The organism is Rubellimicrobium aerolatum (assembly GCF_017872975.1).
Classification (GTDB): Bacteria; Pseudomonadota; Alphaproteobacteria; order Rhodobacterales; family Rhodobacteraceae; genus Rubellimicrobium; species Rubellimicrobium aerolatum.
Genome location: NZ_JAGGJP010000001.1, coordinates 457,098 through 476,345, shown reverse-complemented (window position 1 = coordinate 476,345; position 19,248 = coordinate 457,098). Strand labels below are relative to the sequence as shown.

The 19,248-nt window shown below is 72.9% G+C and carries 16 protein-coding genes; 12 read left to right on the top strand and 4 right to left on the bottom strand.

The annotated features are described in order from the left end of the window. Window positions 1-211, bottom strand: a 211-nt coding sequence (locus tag J2Z33_RS02315) for a hypothetical protein (protein ID WP_209837438.1), incomplete at its 3' end; no start/stop codon positions are given. Here J2Z33_RS02315 and J2Z33_RS02310 point away from each other — a divergent pair. After that, window positions 210-2,609, top strand: coding sequence for an ATP-dependent helicase (locus J2Z33_RS02310; RefSeq protein ID WP_209837436.1), 2,400 nt, complete (start codon window positions 210-212; stop codon window positions 2,607-2,609). The two genes, J2Z33_RS02315 and J2Z33_RS02310, sit on opposite strands and share 2 nt — an antisense overlap. 272 nt (window positions 2,610-2,881) lie before the next feature. Here the strand turns inward: J2Z33_RS02310 and J2Z33_RS02305 are convergent, their stop codons facing one another. Beyond that, complete coding sequence (locus J2Z33_RS02305; RefSeq protein WP_209837434.1) at window positions 2,882-3,484, bottom strand: LysE family translocator; 603 nt, start codon at window positions 3,482-3,484, stop codon at window positions 2,882-2,884. 73 nt (window positions 3,485-3,557) lie between these two features. On the opposite strand from J2Z33_RS02305, the gene J2Z33_RS02300 reads away from it, so the two are divergent. Then, window positions 3,558-4,010 (top strand): Lrp/AsnC family transcriptional regulator, encoded by a 453-nt coding sequence (locus J2Z33_RS02300; protein WP_209837431.1) that lies wholly within the window; start codon window positions 3,558-3,560, stop codon window positions 4,008-4,010. Here J2Z33_RS02300 and J2Z33_RS02295 read toward each other — a convergent pair. Together J2Z33_RS02295 and J2Z33_RS02290 are read right to left on the bottom strand one after the other, a co-directional pair. Next, complete coding sequence (locus J2Z33_RS02295; RefSeq protein WP_209837430.1) at window positions 3,979-5,145, bottom strand: benzoate/H(+) symporter BenE family transporter; 1,167 nt, start codon at window positions 5,143-5,145, stop codon at window positions 3,979-3,981. The two genes, J2Z33_RS02300 and J2Z33_RS02295, sit on opposite strands and share 32 nt — an antisense overlap. Window positions 5,146-5,611: 466 nt before the next feature. Further along, entirely contained in the window at window positions 5,612-5,830 is a 219-nt protein-coding gene (locus J2Z33_RS02290; protein WP_209837428.1) for a DUF1127 domain-containing protein, read from the bottom strand. 358 nt (window positions 5,831-6,188) lie between these two features. On the opposite strand from J2Z33_RS02290, the gene J2Z33_RS02285 reads away from it, so the two are divergent. From J2Z33_RS02285 to J2Z33_RS02240, 10 genes are all read left to right on the top strand, one after another. Continuing rightward, window positions 6,189-7,268 carry an Mrp/NBP35 family ATP-binding protein gene (locus tag J2Z33_RS02285; protein WP_209837426.1) on the top strand — a complete coding sequence of 360 codons (1,080 nt, stop codon included), beginning with the start codon at window positions 6,189-6,191 and terminating at the stop codon, window positions 7,266-7,268. 693 nt (window positions 7,269-7,961) lie between these two features. Continuing rightward, window positions 7,962-8,474, top strand: a complete 513-nt coding sequence (locus J2Z33_RS18805) for a division/cell wall cluster transcriptional repressor MraZ (protein WP_342454110.1) — start codon at window positions 7,962-7,964, stop codon at window positions 8,472-8,474. A gap of 1 nt (window position 8,475) precedes the next feature. Then, window positions 8,476-9,477: a 16S rRNA (cytosine(1402)-N(4))-methyltransferase RsmH gene (rsmH, locus tag J2Z33_RS02275; protein ID WP_209837423.1), complete on the top strand. Its 1,002-nt coding sequence runs from the start codon at window positions 8,476-8,478 to the stop codon at window positions 9,475-9,477. A 13-nt stretch (window positions 9,478-9,490) separates the two neighbouring features. Further along, window positions 9,491-9,847 (top strand): cell division protein FtsL, encoded by a 357-nt coding sequence (gene ftsL, locus J2Z33_RS02270; RefSeq protein WP_209837421.1) that lies wholly within the window; start codon window positions 9,491-9,493, stop codon window positions 9,845-9,847. A gap of 143 nt (window positions 9,848-9,990) precedes the next feature. After that, complete coding sequence (locus J2Z33_RS02265; protein ID WP_209837509.1) at window positions 9,991-11,733, top strand: peptidoglycan D,D-transpeptidase FtsI family protein; 1,743 nt, start codon at window positions 9,991-9,993, stop codon at window positions 11,731-11,733. 14 nt (window positions 11,734-11,747) lie between these two features. Beyond that, window positions 11,748-13,229: a UDP-N-acetylmuramoyl-L-alanyl-D-glutamate--2,6-diaminopimelate ligase gene (locus J2Z33_RS02260; RefSeq protein WP_209837419.1), complete on the top strand. Its 1,482-nt coding sequence runs from the start codon at window positions 11,748-11,750 to the stop codon at window positions 13,227-13,229. Next, window positions 13,226-14,653, top strand: coding sequence for a UDP-N-acetylmuramoyl-tripeptide--D-alanyl-D-alanine ligase (locus J2Z33_RS02255; protein WP_209837417.1), 1,428 nt, complete (start codon window positions 13,226-13,228; stop codon window positions 14,651-14,653). Before J2Z33_RS02260 ends, J2Z33_RS02255 begins: the two co-directional genes overlap by 4 nt. A 4-nt stretch (window positions 14,654-14,657) precedes the next feature. After that, window positions 14,658-15,740, top strand: coding sequence for a phospho-N-acetylmuramoyl-pentapeptide-transferase (gene mraY, locus J2Z33_RS02250; protein WP_209837415.1), 1,083 nt, complete (start codon window positions 14,658-14,660; stop codon window positions 15,738-15,740). 58 nt (window positions 15,741-15,798) lie between these two features. Beyond that, the gene (gene murD / locus J2Z33_RS02245; protein WP_209837413.1) at window positions 15,799-17,205 is read left to right on the top strand and encodes a UDP-N-acetylmuramoyl-L-alanine--D-glutamate ligase; all 1,407 of its coding nucleotides are present in this window, start codon (window positions 15,799-15,801) and stop codon (window positions 17,203-17,205) included. A 787-nt stretch (window positions 17,206-17,992) separates the two neighbouring features. Beyond that, entirely contained in the window at window positions 17,993-19,225 is a 1,233-nt protein-coding gene (locus J2Z33_RS02240; protein ID WP_209837412.1) for an Hsp70 family protein, read from the top strand. Window positions 19,226-19,248: the final 23 nt, after the last annotated feature.

The window sequence follows — 19,248 nt, the reverse complement described above, 5'->3', positions numbered from 1 at the left end:
GCATGACGCGGATCGCGATCTCGCCCCGGTTGGCAATCAGGATCTTCTGGAAATCGGGCATGAACAGGCTCCGCTGCGGACAAGGGCAGCTTACGGATGCCGCGTCGCAGCGCAAGGTGGCCCCGCTGGCGGGGATCACGCCGGGTTCACGGAACATAGCGCGAACGAGAGCTTCCATCGAATCGTCCTCCGGTCTATGGTCAGCGGTCATGAGCCTGCACCCCGACCCCGACCTGCCCCTGTCCCGCCTCGCCATGGCGGGCGCCGTGCCACGCGCGCCCTATCTGGACGACCTCAATCCCGCGCAGCGCGCGGCGGTGGAGGCGCTGGACGGGCCGGTGCTGATGCTGGCCGGCGCGGGGACCGGCAAGACCAAGGCGCTGACGGCGCGGATCGCGCACCTGCTGACCACCGGCCGGGCGCGTCCGAACGAGATCCTGGCCGTCACCTTCACCAACAAGGCCGCGCGCGAGATGCGGACCCGCATCGGCCGCATGGTCGGCGAGGCAGTGGAGGGGATGCCCTGGCTGGGCACCTTCCACGCGATCTGCGTCAAGCTCCTGCGGCGGCACGCGGAGCTGGTGGGGTTGCGGTCGAACTTCACCATCCTCGACACCGACGATCAGGTGCGGCTGCTGAAGCAACTCGTGCAGGCGGCGGGGATCGACGAGAAACGCTGGCCGGCGCGGCAGCTCGCCCATGTCATCGACGGCTGGAAGAACCGCGCGCTGGGGCCGGACCGCATCCCGGTCGGGGACGTGTCGGCCTTCGACGGCAAGGGCGTGGACCTGTACGCCGCCTATCAGGCGCGGCTGCGCGACCTGAACGCCGTCGATTTCGGCGACCTGCTCCTTCACGTCATCGCCATCTTCAAGGCGCACGAGGACGTGCTGGCGCAATACCAGCGCTGGTTCCGCTACATCCTCGTGGACGAATACCAGGACACCAACATCGCGCAGTATCTCTGGCTGCGCCTTCTGGCGCAGGGGCACCGCAACATCTGCTGCGTGGGCGACGACGACCAGTCCATCTACGGCTGGCGCGGCGCGGAGGTGGGCAACATCCTGCGGTTCGAGCAGGACTTCCCCGGCGCGGCCGTGATCCGGCTGGAGCAGAACTACCGCTCGACGCCCCATATCCTCGGGGCCGCCGGGGCGGTGATCGCGGCGAACAAGGGACGGCTGGGCAAGACGCTCTGGACCTCGCTGAACGAGGGCGAGAAGGTCCGGCTCATCGGCCATTGGGACGGCGAGGAGGAGGCCCGCTGGATCGGCGAGGAGATCGAGGCGATGCAGCGCGGCACGCGCGGCATGGACCCGATCCCGCTCGACGGCATCGCCGTCCTCGTGCGCGCCTCCCACCAGATGCGGAGCTTCGAGGACCGCTTCCTGACCATCGGGCTGCCCTATCGCGTCATCGGCGGCCCCCGCTTCTACGAGCGGCAGGAGATCCGGGACGCCATGGCCTACTTCCGGCTGGCGGTGAGCCCCGACGACGACCTCGCCTTCGAGCGGATCGTGAACACGCCCAAGCGGGGCCTGGGCGACAAGGCGGTGCAGACGATTCAGGTGGTCGCCCGGCAGAACCGGGTGAGCCTGCTGGACGGGGCGCGGATCGCGACGGACTCCAGGCTGGTCGCCGGGAAGGGCGGCAACGAGCTGCGCGTCTTCGTGCAGGCGATGGAGCGCTGGCACGATCAGGTCGTCCGAGAGGGCGATACCCATGTCGAGCTCGCCCAGATGATCCTGGACGAGTCGGGCTACACGGCGATGTGGCAGAACGACAAGTCTCCCGAGGCGGCGGGGCGGCTGGAGAACCTCAAGGAGCTGGTCAAGGCGCTGGAGCAGTTCGACTCGCTCCAGGGCTTCCTGGAGCACGTCGCGCTGGTCATGGACAACGCCTCGGAGGACGGGGGCGAGAAGGTCAGCATCATGACGCTCCATGCCGCGAAGGGGCTGGAGTTCCCGGCGGTGTTCCTGCCGGGCTGGGAGGACGGGCTGTTCCCCTCGCAACGGAGCATGGACGAGGGGGGCCTCAAGGGGTTGGAGGAGGAGCGCCGGCTCGCCTATGTCGGGCTGACGCGCGCGGAGCGGGTCGCGATCGTGTCCTTTGCGGGGAACCGGCGCGTGCATGGTCAGTGGCAGTCGTCGCTGCCCTCGCGCTTCATCGACGAGTTGCCGAAGGAGCACGTGGAGGTGCTGACGCCGCCCGGCCTGTATGGCGGCGGCTATGGGGCGGCGGGGATGGCGGTAGGCGCGAGCCCCGTGCTGCAGGCGGGCATGGCCTCGGACCTCGCCGAGCGGGCGGCGCGGGCGGATGTCTATGCGAGCCCCGGCTGGCGCAGGTTGCAGGCCCGCGCGCAGGTCCGGCCCCAGGATCGTTTCGGGCGCGAGCCGGGCGAATCGCGGGGGCTGACCATCGACGCCACGGCCGATTCGTCCTTCACGTTGGGCGACCGGGTGTTCCACCAGAAGTTCGGCTATGGGCGCATCGTGGGCGCCGAAGGCGACAAGCTCGACATCGCCTTCGAGAAGGCGGGCGAGAAGAAGGTCGTGGCGAAGTTCGTCGTGCCCGCCCCTGGGGGCGGTGAGGACGACGTGCCGTTCTGAACGCTCCCTGGTCTGCATGGTGGGCTCCCTTGGCCTGTGCGCGAGGGGGTCAGGATCGCAGGGGCGGGTTAACGGGAGCTGACAGCGACGGGCGTTGCGTGGGGTGAGAAAATGCCCTTATTTCCGAAGGCTTAGAAGTTAACGGGCGTTAACCTGCGCCGTTGGGGGCCGCGAATCGGTCGGGCGAGGGTGTAGGGCGGGCTTCAGCCCGCCATCGGCGCGACATGGCGGGATGAAGCCCGCCCTACGCGGGATGGATGGGCCTGTCCCTGTCAGAACGCCTTGAGGATCGGCCAGAGGGTCGCGACCAGCAGCAGCGCCATGGCGACGTTGAAGGCGCGCAGGCGGGCGGGGGAGGTGAGCAGGCGGCGCATCCCCTGGCCCAGCACCGTCCAGGCCGAGATGCAGGGCAGGTTGATCGCGCCGAAGATCGCGGCCACCAGCAGCACCGTCCCGAGCGAGCGGTCGGCGGCGTAGAGGGTCAGCGCCGAGACGCACATCATCCAGGCCTTGGGGTTGACCCACTGGAAGGCCGCCGCCTGCCAGAAGGTCATCGGATGGGTCGCCTCGGGGGCGTCGGAGGCCTTGGGCGCGGCGGTGCCGATCTTCCAGGCGAGCCAGAGAAGATAGGCGACCGAAAGGACCTCCAGCGCGACGTGGGTCCAGGGCAGGGCCTCGAAGACGCCATGAAGGCCCAGGCCCACGCCGACGATCATGGCGGTGAAGCCCAGGCCCACGCCCAGCAGGTGCGGCAGCGAGCGGCGGACGCCGAAGTTCGCGCCCGAGGCCATGAGCATCAGGTTGTTCGGTCCCGGCGTGATCGAGGACACGAAGGCGAAGCCGATCAGGGCGGGGAGGAGGTCGAGAGGGATCATGCGGGCGAGCCTAGCGCGGGGGCGGCCGCACGGGATTGCGAAGTTGCGCCCGTGAGGCGTAGTCTCGCAATCCATGAGCGACTTGGATGCCATCGACGCGCGCATAGTGCGCGAGCTTCGCCGCGACGGGCGAATCGCCAACCTGCGGCTGGCCGAACGGGTGGGGCTGTCGCCCTCGGCGACGCTGCGGCGGGTGGACGCGCTGGAGCGGCGGGGCGTGATCCGGGGCTACCGGGCGGTGCTGGACGCGGGCAAGGTCGGGCGCGGGCACGTCGTCTATGTGATGGTGGGGCTGTCGGACCACAGCAAGGCGGCGCAGCGGGCCTTCGAGGCGGCGATGGCGCGCACGCCCGAGGTCGTGGAGTGCCATTCGACGGCGGGAACCTTCGACTACCTCCTGCGGGTCGAGACGCCGGACCTGCCGGCCTACAAGGTCTTCCACGACGACGTGCTGGGGACGGTGCCGACGGTGCGGAGCATCACCAGCGTCATCGTCATGGAGTCCCCGAAGGACGAGCGCGCCTGAGCGCCAGCGCGTCGAGGGCGTGGAGGAGGAGCCCGGCGACGAGGCCCCAGAAGGCCGCGCCGATGCCGAAGGCCGCGACGCCCGAGGCGGTGACGGCCAGCGTCACCACCGCCGGGAAGCGGGTGAGCGGGTTGGCGGTCGCGCCGGTGATCGCGCCGGCGAGGGGGCCGAGCAGCGCAATGCCGACGATGCCCGCCACCAGCGCGGGCGGCAGCGCGGCCAGCGCGGCGACGGCCAGAGGCGAGGCGAGGCCGAGGATCACCCAGAAGCCGGCGTAGGCGAGGCCGACCGTCCAGCGCTTCGTCCGGTCGGGATGCACGTCTTCGCCCAGGCAGATCGCCGCCGTGATCGCCGCCATGCTGACCGGGTGGGCTCCGAACAGGCCCGCGCCTGCCGAGAGAAGGCCGGTGGTGGTCAGGGCCGCGCCGACGGGGGGCTCATAGCCCGCCGCGCGGACGGTGGCGAAGCCGGGCAGGTTCTGGGACGCCATGGTGACGAGGGCGAGGGGGAGGGCGAGGCCGACGGCGGTGCCCCAGTCGAAGTGGGGGGTCACGAACACGAGGGTCGGCAGGCCCGCCGGGCCGGGGGCGTGGGCCGCCCCGGTGAGGGCGGCGAGGGCGAGGCCGAGGGCGAGGGCGACCAGGACGGCCCAGGCGGGGTTCCGCAGCCGCACCAGCGCGAAGGCGAGGAGCATGGGGCCGAGGAGCAGGGGCGAGGAGGCCGCCGCCGGGGCGAGGCGGAGCACGAAGGGCAGGAGCACCCCAGCCAGCATCCCCGCCGCGATGCCGTCGGGGATGCGCGCCACGAGGCGGCCGAGCGGGCGGATCAGCCCCAGCGCGGCGATGAGGAGGCCCGAGAGGACGAAGGCGCCCGCCGCCTGCTCCATGGAGAGGCCCTGGGTCGCCGCCACCAGCGCCGCGCCGGGCGTGGACCAGGCGAGGACCATGGGGACGCGGGACCACCAACTGAGGCCCGCGCTGCCGAGGGCCTTGGCGAGCGCGACGGCGAGGACCCAGGAGGCCGTCTGCGCCGGGGTCGCGCCGACGGCGGCGGCGGCGGCCAGCACCAGCGCGATGGTCGAGCCGAAACCCACGAGCGCCGCCACCAGCGCCGCGGAAAGGAGGGATGCCCGCATGAACCTGTCCCGTCGTTTGCGGGCGCAGCATGGCGGGGCGGGCGGGGGAACGGAAGGGGCGGCGAAGGGCGCGCGCGGGCAAAAAAAAGGCGGCAGCCCAGGGAGGAGGGCGCCGCCTTGTCGTCGGTAGGGGCCAACCCAGGGAGGAGGAGAGGGCGGCCGTTCCGATCCAATATGCGGCGGGACCAGGGAGGAGGAGAGGTCCCGCCGCCTTTCCGTCCGACGCCCAGGGAGGAGGAGAGGGCGCCGGCGAACCGTGAATTCCTGCGGCGGGACCAGGGAGGAGGAGAGGCCCCGCCGCGAGCCGCCGACACCCAGGGAGGAGGAGGGGCGCCGGCGTATGGGTGCGGCGGAACCGGGGAGGAGGTCGGTTCCGCCGCGTCGTCCGCGACATGCCCAGGGAGGAGGAGGGGCGTGCCGCGAAGGTGGCCAGGCTCCGGGGAGGACGGAGCCGGGCCGGAAATCGTCAGGCCTTGAGGGCCGTGTCCCAGGCGAGGGCGCGGAGGTCCGCGCCGCTGAGCCCGAGGTCGGTCAGGTCGCGGTCGCTGAGGTGCGACAGCTCCTCCAGCGTCTCGCGGTAAAGGCGGTGGGTGGCGATGCGCCGGGCCAGCGCCGCCCGCAGCCCCGCGAGGCGCTGCGCCAGCGTCGTGCCAACGGCGTAGGTGGGGAAGGATGCGGTGGCCATGGCTTCGTCTTTCTGTCGTCTGCCCGGGAGCCTCGTGCCGTCCGGGCCGCGCCGTTAGCGCTGTCGGGAGCAGAGATATCGCATTGCTGCGCCTGCACAACGCCGGAAACCCGCAATGCTGCCATGCAGCAATCGCATAAGGCTTGCTGACCTATTCAGGGGCGGCGTTGCCTGCCTACGGGGCGGGACGGCAAGCCGGGAGGGCACGGGCACGCGACCTGCCGAAGGGTTGATCGCGCCGACGCCGCGTTGCCCGTTCCCTGGGCGGCGGACGGACGAAAGGCCGCTTGACGCGTCAAGGCCCCCGTCCCACACGAACCGGCGAGGATGCGACGCGGACACGACAGGAGTGTGACGGATGGCCCCGACCAAGGACGACGTGATGGCGACGCTGGCGCGAATCCCCGGGCCGGGGGGGCGGCCGCTGGCCGAGGGAGGCCTCGTGCAGGGGCTCGCGGTGGCCGGGGGGGTCGTGCGCTTCGTGCTGGAGGCGCGGAGCCCGGAGGAGGCGCGGGGGCTGGAGCCGGCGCGCGCGGCGGCCGAGGCGGCGGTCCGGGCGATCCCGGGGGTGACGGGGGTCTCCATCGTCGTGACCGCGCATGGGCCGGCCGAGCGGGCGCCCGCGCCGCAGGCGCCCTCGCTCACCATCGGGCGGCATCCGACGCCGCAGGCGGGGCCGCAGCGGGTGACGGGGGTGGACCGCATCCTCGCGGTGGGGTCGGGCAAGGGGGGCGTGGGCAAGAGCACGGTGAGCGCCAACCTCGCCGTGGCGCTGGCGCGCGAGGGGCGGCGGGTCGGGCTGCTCGACGCCGACATCTACGGGCCGTCGCAGCCGCGCATGATGGGGGTGAGCCAGCGGCCGGGATCGCCGGACGGCAAGACCATCGAGCCGCTGCGGGCGCATGGCGTCACCATGATGTCGATCGGGCTCATGGTCGATCCCGACAAGGCCATCGTCTGGCGGGGGCCGATGCTGATGGGGGCGCTCCAGCAGCTTCTGGGGCAGGTGAACTGGGGGCGGCTCGACGTGCTGATCGTGGACCTGCCGCCGGGGACGGGGGACGTGCAGCTCACGCTTTGCCAGCGGACGCAGCTCACGGGGGCCATCGTGGTGAGCACTCCGCAGGACGTGGCGCTCATCGACGCGCGCAAGGCCATCGACATGTTCCGCACGCTCAAGACCCCGATCCTGGGGCTGATCGAGAACATGAGCACCTTCGTCTGCCCGAACTGCGGGCACGAGAGCCACGTCTTTGGCCATGGCGGCGTGGAGGCGGAGGCCAGGAAGGACGGCATCCCCTTCCTGGGAAGCCTGCCCATCGATCTGCCCACCCGCATCTCGGGCGACGAGGGGGTGCCGGTGGCAACGGGCGAGGGGCCGATGGCCGAGGCCTGGCGGGGCATCGCCCGGCGGCTGATCGCGGGCGGCATGGCCTGACGCGCGAGTCGGGTCGAAGCGGCCCGAGGATGACAGGCCAGTGAAGAGTTGATGAACGGGCGATGACGGGGCGGCCGGGAGGCCGCCCGATTCGATTTCGCCTCACGGCGCAGCTTTGGAAGATAAGCTGTTGATGTTGCTTGAAAGCCGCGATGGTGGCCTGAGAATCGGGCATCCCGCCCCCCTGCAACGAACTGCTTAACGAAGGGTTACCGGCAACTCTCCGCCGGTCGAATTTTCTGGAATCGTCGTGGGGCGCCAGGGGGTCTTGACCACGATCCCAAGAAGAAATCAGGACTTTCCACAGATATGTCCACAGGCGAAAGTCGCTTGGCCTGTGGCTTTCCGGCCAAGCGGGCCGCCGTGCCCAACATTCCCCTTGAGTGCCATGAAATCCCATGGCATCCCTGAACCCGTCGGAAGCGACACGGACCCAAGGGCACCAAGACCCGAACGAGACGCAGTCATACAGGCAAACACATCCCGGTTGCTTCCGATACCGAGAGCAGGACAGCGAAACGCCACAGGCGAACGAATCCGGCGCGCGAGCGAGCAGCATCCCCCCAGGTGCGCGCGCAGTCGGAATGCCCGAAAGGGACGGAACGGCGGATCAGGTGTGGCAGCCCTTGATCCGCCGTTTTCGTTTCCGGGCCCCAAAACAGGCACCGGGGGACGTAGGGGCAAGCGGGTTCCGTGATCACGGCGAGCTTCACAGGCGAGTATCCGCAGAAGATCGACGGCAAGGGCCGCATGTCGATCCCGTCGGATTTCCGTCGCGTGCTGGAGGCCAACGACCCCGCCTGGACCGACGGGCTGAACCCCTCCCTCTACCTTCTTTACGGCGAGCACCTGAAGGACCGGCTGGAGGCCTACACCGTCGCCGCCTTCAACGAGGTCGCTCAGGGCATTATGGCGATGCGGCCCAGGACGCCGGAGGAGACGCTCCGCAAGACGATGTCGCAGCGCATGATCCTGGGCCAGTCGGTGCGGCTGGAAGTGGATCGCGACGGGCGCATCGTCATGCCGATCCGCCAGCGGCAGAAGCTGGGGCTTACCGAAGGCGAGGTGATCTTCTCGGGCGTGGGCGATCATTTCGAGATCTGGGCGGCGGCGACCTACCAGGACAAGGTGGCGGCCGAGATGCGGGCCTTCCTGGAGGCGCAGCCCGAGGGCTTCGACCCGATGACGCTGGTCTGGGGGGCGTGAGGTGGAGGCGGCTCCGCACATCCCCGTCCTGCTGCGGCCCCTGCTGGCGGCCTGCGCGCCAGTGCGGGGCGTCTGGGTGGACGGCACCTTCGGCGCGGGGGGCTATGCGCGCGGGCTGATCGGGGCCGGGGCCGAGCGGGTCATCGGGATCGACAGGGACCCGCTGGCGCGCGAGCTGGCGGCCGGGTGGCTGCCGGGATTTCATGGAACCATCGTCCTGCGGGACGGGACCTTCGGGGAGCTGGACCGCATCGCCGCCGAGGCGGGCGCGGAGCGGGTGGAGGGCGTGGTGCTGGACCTCGGCATCTCCTCCATGCAGATCGACACCGCCGAGCGGGGGTTCTCGTTCCAGAAGGACGCGGCCCTCGACATGCGGATGTCGCAGGCGGGCGAGAGCGCGGCGGACCTCGTGAACGGGGCGGACGAAGGGCTGCTGGCGGACATTCTCTATCTGTATGGCGAGGAGCGGGCCTCGCGGCGGATCGCGCGGGCCATCGTCGCGGCGCGGCCGGTGGCGACGACGCTGGAGCTGGCCGGGATCGTGGCGGGCTGCCTGCCCCGGCAGAAGCCCGGCGAGAAGCACCCCGCCACGCGGACCTTCCAGGCGCTGCGGATCGCGGTGAACGACGAATACGGCGAACTCGCGCGCGGGCTGGAGGCGGCCGAGCGGGCGCTGGCCCCCGGCGGGCTGCTGGCGGTGGTGAGCTTCCATTCGGTCGAGGACCGGATGGTGAAGCGGTTCCTCCAGCTTCGGGCCGGGCGCATGGGGCAGGGGAGCCGCTACGCGCCCGAGGTCGGGGCCGAGGCGCCGGCCTTCGAGATGGTGACGCGCAAGTCGGTCGAGCCCGACGAGGCGGAGCTGGCGGCCAACCCGCGCGCGCGGTCGGCGCGGCTGCGGGTGGCGCGGCGGACGGCGGCCCCGGCGGGGCGGGTCGCCCCGCGCGAGCTCGGGATGCCAGTTCTGGAGACAAGCCGGACCACCGGCGGGCGGACGAGGCGATGAGGGAGCGGGACGCATGAAGGGACTGATCTCGGTGGGGCTCGCGCTCCTGGTCATGGGCCTGAGCTTCTGGGCCTACCGCGAGAACTACGCCACGCAGGCGAGCCTTGGGGTCGTGCGCGGGCTGAAGGCCGAGATCGCGGCGACGCAGGCGCACCTGGACCGGCTGAACGCCGAATGGGCGTACCTGAACCGGCCCGACCGGCTGCGCGACCTCGCGGAGCTGAACTTTCGGCGGCTGGAGCTGCTGCCGCTGCGTCCCGAGGCCTTCGCGGGCGTGGAGCAGGTGGCGATGCCGCCGGCGCCGGGGGCGGTGGCGTCCGAGCTGATCGTGTCCTCGGAGGCTCCGGGCGGGACGGAGGAGCCGCTGTGACCGGGCGGGAGCTGGCCGCGCTGGCGCGGATGCTGGGGGATCGCGCCGTCGCGGAATGGCGGCGGGTCGACTGGGAGCGCATCGACCGGGCGCGTGGCGAGGCGACGCGCGCGGCGCGGGGGGGCGTGGCGCGGGCGGCGCTGATGCTGGCGCGGGTGCCGAAGGTGGACCTGTCGCGGCTGCCCCGGCCCCGTCGCAAGGGTGCGGACAGCGCCGAGCGGGCGCGGGTCCGGGCCGAGCGGCGGCTCGCGGTGCTGGGGGCGATGTTCGCGCTGGCCTACCTGACGGTGGGCGGGCGGATGGCGGTGCTGGCCTCCTCGGAGCCCGAGGAGCCGCGGGGGGCGGCGACGCTCGACGCGCCGATCCTGAGCACGCGGGCCGACATCACCGACCGCGAGGGGCGCATCCTGGCGACCAACCTCGCGACGGACGCGCTTTATGCCCAGCCGCGCGAGATGGTGGACCCGGCCCGCGCCGCGCGGGAGCTGGCGCGGATCTTCCCGGACCTGGAGGAGGCGGAGCTGCTGCGCGACTTCACGGGGGCGCGCAAGTTCCTGTGGGTGCGGCGGCAGATCAGCCCTGAGCAGGTGCAGGCCGTCCACGACATCGGCGAGCCGGGGCTGCTGTTCGGCCCGCGCGAGATGCGGCTTTACCCGAACGGCGCGCTGGCCGCGCACATCCTGGGCGGCGCGGGCTACGGGCGCGAGGGGGTCGATTCGGCCGAGGTGATCGGCGTGGCGGGGGTGGAGCGGTTCTTCGACGCCCGCCTGCGCGACCCCGTGCGGCAGGACGAGCCGCTGGCGCTGTCGCTGGACCTGACCATCCAGGCGGCGATGGAGGAGGTGCTGGGCGGCGGCATGGCGCTGATGAACGCCAAGGGCGCGGCGGGCATCCTCATGGACGTGCGCACGGGCGAGATCGTGGCGATGGCGTCGCTGCCGGACTTCGACCCGAACCAGCGGCCCCCCGTCGCGACCAAGGGCGACCCGGGCGACAGCCCGCTGTTCAACCGGGCGATCCAGGGCGTCTACGAGCTAGGATCGGTGTTCAAGATCTTCGCGGTGAGCCAGGCGCTGGAGCTGGGGCTCGTGAACCCGCAGACGATGATCGACACGCAGGGGCCGCTGCTCTGGGGGCGGTTCCGCATCAACGACTTCCACCACTACGGCGCCGAGAACAGCGTGACGGACGTGATCGTGAAGTCGTCCAACGTCGGCACCGCGCATATCGCGCTGATGATCGGCGCGGCGCGGCAGCGGGAGTTCCTGGGGGGCCTCGGCCTCCTGGAGCCCACCCATGTCGAGATGGCCGAGGCGCCGACGGGGCGGCCGCTGCTGCCGGCGCAATGGTCCGAGATCAGCCTGCTGACCATCTCCTACGGGCACGGCGTCTCCACCTCGCCGCTGCACCTGGCGGCGGCCTACGCGGCCATCGCCAACGGCGGGACGGCGGTGTCGCCGACGCTGCTGCGGCAGGAGAACCCCGAGCCCGGGCCGCGCGTCCTGAGCGAGCAGGCCTCGGCCCAGGCGGTGGAGATGCTGCGGCAGGTGGTGGCGCGGGGGACGGCCTCGCTGGCCGACGTGCCGGGCTACGAGGTCGCGGGCAAGACGGGGACCGCCGACAAGCCGCGCCCCTCGGGCGGCTACTACGACGACAAGGTGATCGCGAACTTCGCGGGCGTCTTCCCGGCGAGCGATCCGAAATACGTGCTGGTGGTCAGCCTCGACGAGCCGGTCGAGACCTCGGGCACCGAGCCGCGCCGGACGGCGGGCTGGACCGCCGTGCCCGTGGCGGCCGAGATGATCCGTCGCGCGGCCCCTCTCCTCGGGCTTCGACCCAAGGTTGAAGTGGCCGTGGCGGACGGTGTAACCGCTGCCGCGAACTGACGCGGAGGGCCAGGATGGCCGAGATGACCCTGGCCGAGCTGGGCCTGACCGTTCCCGGCGCGCGCGACCAGCGCGTGAGCGGGCTGTCGCTGGATAGCCGCGCCGTCGCGCCCGGCCACCTGTTCGCGGCGCTGCCGGGCCATGCGGCGCACGGGGCGGCCCATACGGGGGACGCCGTGGCGCGCGGCGCGGCGGCGGTGCTGACCGACGCCGAGGGCGCGCGGATCGCGCGGGACCAGCTTGGCGACGCCGTTCTGGTGCTGGCCGAGGACGCGCGGCAGGTCTTCGCCCGCGCCTGCGCGCTGTGGTTCGGGCCCGCGCCCGAGACGGTGGTGGCCGTGACCGGGACCAACGGCAAGACCAGCGTGGCGAGCTTCTGCCGCCAGATCTGGGCGGCGCTGGGGCATGAGGCGGTGAACGTCGGGACCGTGGGCGTCGAGGGGGCCTGGACCGCGCCGCTGCGGCACACGACGCCGGACCCGCTGACGCTCCATCGCGTGCTGGCCGAGGCGCGGCGGGCGGGCGTGACCCATGCGGCGATGGAGGCGTCGTCGCACGGGCTCGACCAGCGGCGGCTCGATGGGGTCTGGCTGGCGGCGGCGGGGTTCACGAACTTCACGCAGGACCATCTGGACTACCACGCGACGATGGACGCCTACTTCGAGTCCAAGGCGCGGCTGTTCCGGGCGGTGCTTCCCGAGGACGGGGTGGCGGTCGTCAACCTCGATGATCCTCGGGGGGCCGAGGTGGCGGCCATCGCGCGGGCGCGCGGGCAGGAGGTCATCGGGACCGGGACGGGCGAGGCGGCGCGGCTGCGGCTGTTGGCGCAGCGGTTCGACGCCACGGGGCAGGACATCCGGTTCGCGTGGCAGGGGGAGGCGCGGCAGGTCCGGCTCGACCTCATCGGCGGGTTCCAGGCGGCGAACGTGCTGGCGGCGGCGGGGCTCTGCATCGGCGCGGGCGAGGACCCGGAGGCGGTGTTCCGGGTGCTCCCCGAACTGGTGACGGTGCGCGGGCGGATGCAGCTCGCGGCGCGGCGGGGGAACGGGGCGAGCGTCTTCGTGGACTTCGCCCACACGCCGGACGCCATCGAGACGGCTTTGACGGCGCTGCGGCCCCACGTCATGGGGCGGATCGTGGCGGTGGTGGGCGCGGGCGGGGACCGGGACCGGGGCAAGCGGCCGCTGATGGGCGCGGCGGCGGTGCGCTGCGCCGATCAGGTGATCGTCACGGACGACAACCCGCGCACCGAGGACCCCGCGAGCATCCGCGCCGCCGTGCTGGCGGGCGCGCGGGAGGCCGGTGGCGAGGTCTGCGAGGTGGCCGACCGGGCCGAGGCGATCCTGCGCGGGGTCGATCTGCTGGGCCCCGGGGACGCGCTGCTGGTCTGCGGCAAGGGGCACGAGACGGGGCAGATCGTGGGGACCGACATCCTGCCCTTTGACGACGCGGAGCAGGCGAGCGTCTCGGTCGCCGTGCTGGAGGGCCGGGCATGAGCCTCTGGACAGCCGGGGAGGCCGTAACCGCCACGGGCGGGACGGCGACGGGCGGCTGGGCGGCCGAGGGCGTGTCCATCGACACGCGGACGCTGCGGCCGGGCGACCTCTTCGTGGCGCTGAGTGCGGCGCGGGACGGGCACGAGTTCGTGGCACAGGCGCTGGACAAGGGCGCGGCGGCGGCGCTGGTCTCGCGCATCCCGGAGGGGGTCGCGGCGGACGCGCCGCTGCTGGTGGTGCCGGATGTGCTGCGGGGGCTGGAGGACCTGGGCCGGGCGGCGCGGGCGCGGACAGGGGCGCGGGTCGTGGCGGTCACGGGGTCGGTGGGCAAGACCTCGACCAAGGAGATGCTGCGGGCGGCGCTGGCGACGCAAGGCAAGGTCCATGCGGCCGAGGCCTCCTACAACAACCATTGGGGCGTGCCGCTGACGCTGGCACGGATGCCGGCGGACGCCCGCTGGGCGGTGATCGAGATCGGGATGAACCATCCGGGCGAGATCGCGCCGCTCGCGCAGCAGGCGCGGCCGCACGTGGCGCTCGTCACCACGGTCGGCGCGGCGCATCTGGAGGCCTTCGGCTCGCTGGACGGGATCGCGGAGGAGAAGGGCTCGGTCTGCGAAGGACTGGAGCCGGGGGGCGTGGCGGTGCTGCCCGCCGACGCGCCGCAGCTTCCCATCCTGCGGGCCTGCGCCGCGAAGGCGGGCGCGCGGGTCGTCACCTTCGGGATGGCGGCGGGGGCGCATCACCGGCTTCTCGATGCGCAGGTGACGGCAGGGGCGACGGTGGGCCGGGCGCGGGTCTGGCGGACGCCGATCCACGTCAAGGTCGCGACGGAAGGGCGGCACTTCGCGTTGAACGCGCTGGGGGCGCTGGCGGCGGTGCAGGCGCTGGGCGGGGACCGGGCGCTGGCGCTGAACGGCCTCGCGGCCTGGGCGCCGCCCAAGGGGCGCGGCGGGCGCGAGACGGTGGCCTGGGGCGATGGGACGGTGACGCTGATCGATGACGCCTTCAACGCCAACCCGGCGTCGATGGCGGCGGGGCTCGCGGTGCTGGCGGGGCTGGAGCCCGAGGACGGCACGGGCCGCATCCGGCGCGGGCGGCGCATCGCGATCCTGGGCGATATGCTGGAGCTGGGCGCGGGCGAGGCGGCGCTGCACGCGGGGCTTGCGGACGATCCGGCGATGGAGGCGGTGCACGTCGTCCACTGCGTCGGCCCGAGGATGCGGGCGCTGCACGAGGCCTTGCCCGGCGACAAGCGCGGCGAGCGGGCCGAGACGCCCGAGGCGCTGGCGGCGGGGCTGCGGCGGCTGCTGGACGCGGGCGACATCGTGCTCGTCAAGGGATCGAAGGGGAGCCGGGTCTCGGTCGTCGTTGACGCGATCCGGCGGATGGGGCAAGGCGCCCCGTCCAACGAGGGAGGCTGATCCGATGCTCTACTGGCTGACCCTGCTGTCGGACGGCGGCGACGTCTTCAACCTGTTCCGCTACATCAGCTTCCGCGCGGGCGGGGCCTTCCTGACGGCGCTGGTCTTCGGCTTCATCTTCGGACGGCCGCTGATCGACTGGCTGCGCGTCAAGCAGGGCAAGGGCCAGCCGATCCGGTCGGACGGGCCGCAGACGCACTTCGCCAAGGCGGGAACGCCGACGATGGGGGGGCTGCTCATCATCAGCGCGCTGCTGAGCTCGACGCTGCTCTGGGCGCGTTGGGACAACCCCTTCGTCTGGATGGTGCTGTTCGTCACCCTCAGCTTCGCGCTCCTGGGCTTCGCGGACGACTATGCCAAGGTGACGAAGCAGACGGTGGACGGCGTGTCGGGCAAGATGCGGCTGCTGATCGGCTTCCTGGTGGCGGCGGTCGCCGGGGTCTGGGCGGCGGCCTACCACCCGGACGGGCTGTCGGGCGAACTGGCGCTGCCGTTCTTCAAGGACGCGCTGATCTACCTGGGCCTGCTGTTCGTCCCCTTCGCCATGCTGGTGATCGTCGGCGCGGCCAACGCGGTGAACCTGACGGACGGGCTCGACGGGCTCGCCATCATGCCGGTGATGATCGCGGCGGCGACCTTCGGGATCATCGCCTATTTCGTGGGGCGGACGGACTTCTCGGATTACCTCGGGCTGCACTTCGTGCCGGGGTCCGGGGAGATCACGGTGTTCTGCGCCGGGCTGATCGGCGGGGGGCTGGGGTTCCTGTGGTACAACGCGCCGCCGGCGGCGGTGTTCATGGGCGACACCGGGTCGCTGGCCCTGGGCGGCGCGCTGGGGGCCATCGCCGTGGCGACCAAGCACGAGATCGTGCTGGCGATCGTCGGCGGCCTCTTCGTCGTCGAGGCGCTGTCGGTCATCATCCAGGTCTTCTGGTTCAAGCGGACGGGGCGGCGGGTGTTCCTGATGGCGCCGATCCACCACCACTTCGAGAAGCGCGGCTGGGCCGAGCCGCAGATCGTCATCCGCTTCTGGATCGTGTCGCTGATCCTGGCGATGATCGGGCTGGCGACGCTGAAGGTCCGCTGACCTTGCGGGTCCAGCCCCGGCCGGGCACAAGGCCCTCGGCCAAGGGGCGGAGGGCAGGATGATCCCGGTTCGGAACATGGCGGGCACGCGGGTCGCGGTGCTGGGGCTGGGGCGGTCGGGGCTGGCCACGGCGCGGGCTCTGGAGGCGGGCGGGGCCGTGCCGGTCGTCTGGGACGACGGGGCGCCCGCGCGCGAGCGGGCCGAGGCCGAGGGGCTGGAGGTCCTGGACCTGACGCGGGCCAAGTCCTGGGAGGGCGTGTCGCTCCTCGTGACCTCGCCCGGCATCCCGCACCTCTACCCGCGCCCGCACCCGGCCATCGCGGCGGCCTGGGCGGCGGGGGTGCCGGTGGACAACGACATCGGGCTGTTCTTCCGATCCTTCGCGACCGATGACTGGGACGGCTTCGCCACCCGGCCCCGCGTCGTCGCGGTGACGGGATCGAACGGCAAGAGCACGACGAGCGCCCTCATCCACCACGTCCTGGCCGAGTCGGGGCGGCCGTCGCAACTGGCGGGGAACATCGGGCGGGGGGTGCTCGACCTCGACCCCGCGCGCGACGGCGAGGTGGTGGTGCTGGAGCTGTCGAGCTACCAGACCGAGCTCGCCCGCGCGCTGACGCCGGACGTCGCCGTGTTCACCAACCTGAGCCCGGATCATCTGGACCGGCACGGTGGCCTGGGCGGCTACTTCGCGGCCAAGCGGCGGCTCTTCGCGGAGGGCGGGCCGGACCGCGCGGTGGTCGGCGTGGACGAGGACGAGGGGCGGTACCTGGCGAACCAGATGGCCGAGGGGGCGGGCGACGACCGGGTGATCCAGGTCTCCTCGGGGCAAAGGCTGGAAGGGACGGCCTGGGCGGTCTTCGCGCGCAAGGGCTTCCTGGCCGAGTGGCGCCGGGGCCGGCAGGTGGCGTCGGTGGACCTGCGCGACGTGGCCGGCCTGCCGGGGGCGCACAACCACCAGAACGCCTGCGCGGCCTGGGCGGTGGCGCGGTCGATGGGGCTTGGCCCAAAGGCCATCGAGGCGGCGATGCGGAGCTATCCGGGGCTGCCGCACCGGTCGCAGCGGATCGCGGAGGCGGGGGGCGTGGCCTTCGTCAACGACTCCAAGGCGACCAACGTCGACTCGGCGGCCAAGGCGCTCCTGGCCTTCCCGCGCATCCGCTGGATCTGCGGGGGGCTGGAGAAGGAGGGGGGCCTCGGGGGGCTGGCGCCGGCTCTCGGGTCGGTGGCCAAGGCCTATGTCATCGGGCGCGAGGCGGCGGGGTTCGCGCGGCAATTGGCCGGCATCGAGGCGGAGGTCTGCACCACCATGGCGCGGGCGGTCGAGCGGGCGATGGCCGAGGCCCAGCCGGGCGAGACGGTGCTGCTGGCCCCGGCGGCGGCGAGCTTCGACCAGTACGACAGCTTCGAGAAGCGGGGCGAGGACTTCGTGGCCCAGGTGCGGGCGCGGCTGGGCGCGCGGTAGGGGCTCTGCCCCTCGCCCCGTCGGGGCTTCACCCCGGGATGCTTGGGACCGGAGGAAGGGGGGGCTCGGACAGACTAAATCCCCGCGAAGCCTCCGGGTTCACTCCCGGGCTCGCGGGGACCAGGGGCGCGCGCGAGCGGGAGCACCGGCCGCCATTGGGCGGGCTGGGTCTCAGTGGCATCGAGGGAGAACGCCCGTGGGGCGCCTCGGCCTCCCTGGCCGGGTATCTGGCCGCTCCTGGCCCATCGCGTGTGTCCGTGCCCTCCTTGCGGATGGGCGTCCCTTCGTCCTTGTCTCTCCTTTCCGCCCCCTGCCGTCGGGGCCGGCGTCTCCGCCCCTGGGGAGCGCCGGGCCGTGCGGACGGGGGCCGCTTGCGTGGGGTCGTGCGGGGGAGAGAATGCCAGCCAGGCGTTAACGCCGTCCGACAGCAACGAACGCTCAGCCCGCAGTTCGCGCAACGCCCCCGCCCGCCGTGCCACGCGCGCGAGGGCGGGGCGAGTCGGATCGGAGGCCCAGCGCAGGGCTGGACGCCGGGGGGACGGGCCGTCCGCTCGCCGCCCGCTCCACCGGCGCGGCCGTGACGGGCGGAGGCCCGCCCTGCGGGACAGCACGGGGCCGCACCGGGCGCGCGCCGCGCCGCCGCGCGCCCGGCCTTCTTTGGCTCCAAGTATCCCGGGGGGAGGCTCCGCAGGAGACGGGGGACAGAGCCCCCCTCGGCGGTGGACGCGGGGGTTGCGCCCGGTGGGCTCGCGGGGTAGGCGCGCTGCCCTTGCAGGGAGAGGTGGGCATGGCGCGGTGGCTGGGCGTGGACTTCGGGACGTCGAACACCTCGGCGGCGGCGATGGTCGGGGGGCGGCCCCGGCTGGTCGAGCTGGAGCCGGGGCGCGTCTCGGTGCCGACGGCGATCTTCCTTGACGCGGGCACCCGGCGGATGCTGTTCGGCACCGAGGCCGTGGAGGCGCTGGTCGCGGGGCGCGAGGGGCGGTTCCTCCGCGCGGTCAAGCGGGTGCTGGGCACGCCGCTGATGCGCGAGACGCGGCAGTTCCTGAGCCGCCGCATGACGCTGGTCGATTTGGTGGCCGAGGTGCTGGGCCGGGTGCGGGCGCGGGCCGAGGCCGAGCTGGGCGGGCCGGTGGCGGGCGTGCTCGCCGGGCGGCCGGTGGTCTTCCATGCCGAGCCCGAGCGGGACGCACAGGCGGCGGTGGACCTTGGGGAGGCCTACCGGCTCGCGGGGTTCGCCGAGGTCGAATGGATGACCGAGCCCGAGGCCGCCGCGCGGGCCTGCGGCCTTCGGGAGGGGCTGGGGATCGTGGTGGACATCGGCGGCGGCACCTCGGACTTCACGGTGTTCCGCGCCGAGGGGGGCCGCTTGGCGGTGCTGGCGAGCGGCGGCCTGCGGGTGGGCGGCACCGACGCCGACCGGGCGCTGAGCCTGGCCCATGCGATGCCGCTCCTGGGCCTGGGGACGCGGCTGCGGGCCGAGATCGGCGGGGCGCTGCACGAGGTGCCGGTCGCGCCCTTCCACGAGCTGGCGACCTGGGAGCGGATCGGCTTCCTGCAGGTGCCCGAGATGGCGCGCGAGGCGGCGCGGTGGCGGCGGCTCGCCGAGGCGCCGGAGCGGATCGGGCGGCTGCACGCGGTGCTGGAAGCGGGCCTGGGCTTCGACCTCGCCTTCGCGGTGGAGGCGGGAAAGATCGCGGCCAACGGCGGCGGCGGGCGGATCGACCTCGGCGTGGTCGAGCGGGGGCTCGGCGCGGCGCTGTCGGCGGAGCGGCTGGGGTCGGACCTCGGGGCCTTCGCGCGGGCGATCGCCGAGGGGGCGGGCCGGGCGGCGGCGCGGGCGGGGGTGGCGCCCGAGGAGGTGACTCACGTCGTCCATGTCGGCGGGTCGAGCCTGCTGCGGCCGGTCCGGGCGGCGCTGGCGGATCTGTTCCCGCGCGCCGAGCCGGTGGAGACGGCGGCCTTCACGGCGGTGGCCGAGGGGCTGGCGCTGGCGGCGGGGGAGCGGGAGGCGGGGTGAGGCGCCTTGCAGGCGTCCCTGAG

Coding starts and splice junctions, on each gene's coding strand:
- J2Z33_RS02310 (WP_209837436.1), top strand. CDS start 210: ATGAGCCTGCACCCCGACCCCGACCTGCCCCTGTCCCGCCTCGCCATG.
- J2Z33_RS02305 (WP_209837434.1), bottom strand. CDS start 3,484: ATGATCCCTCTCGACCTCCTCCCCGCCCTGATCGGCTTCGCCTTCGTG.
- J2Z33_RS02300 (WP_209837431.1), top strand. CDS start 3,558: ATGAGCGACTTGGATGCCATCGACGCGCGCATAGTGCGCGAGCTTCGC.
- J2Z33_RS02295 (WP_209837430.1), bottom strand. CDS start 5,145: ATGCGGGCATCCCTCCTTTCCGCGGCGCTGGTGGCGGCGCTCGTGGGT.
- J2Z33_RS02290 (WP_209837428.1), bottom strand. CDS start 5,830: ATGGCCACCGCATCCTTCCCCACCTACGCCGTTGGCACGACGCTGGCG.
- J2Z33_RS02285 (WP_209837426.1), top strand. CDS start 6,189: ATGGCCCCGACCAAGGACGACGTGATGGCGACGCTGGCGCGAATCCCC.
- ftsL (WP_209837421.1), top strand. CDS start 9,491: ATGAAGGGACTGATCTCGGTGGGGCTCGCGCTCCTGGTCATGGGCCTG.
- J2Z33_RS02265 (WP_209837509.1), top strand. CDS start 9,991: ATGCTGGCGCGGGTGCCGAAGGTGGACCTGTCGCGGCTGCCCCGGCCC.
- J2Z33_RS02260 (WP_209837419.1), top strand. CDS start 11,748: ATGGCCGAGATGACCCTGGCCGAGCTGGGCCTGACCGTTCCCGGCGCG.
- J2Z33_RS02255 (WP_209837417.1), top strand. CDS start 13,226: ATGAGCCTCTGGACAGCCGGGGAGGCCGTAACCGCCACGGGCGGGACG.
- mraY (WP_209837415.1), top strand. CDS start 14,658: ATGCTCTACTGGCTGACCCTGCTGTCGGACGGCGGCGACGTCTTCAAC.
- murD (WP_209837413.1), top strand. CDS start 15,799: ATGATCCCGGTTCGGAACATGGCGGGCACGCGGGTCGCGGTGCTGGGG.
- J2Z33_RS02240 (WP_209837412.1), top strand. CDS start 17,993: ATGGCGCGGTGGCTGGGCGTGGACTTCGGGACGTCGAACACCTCGGCG.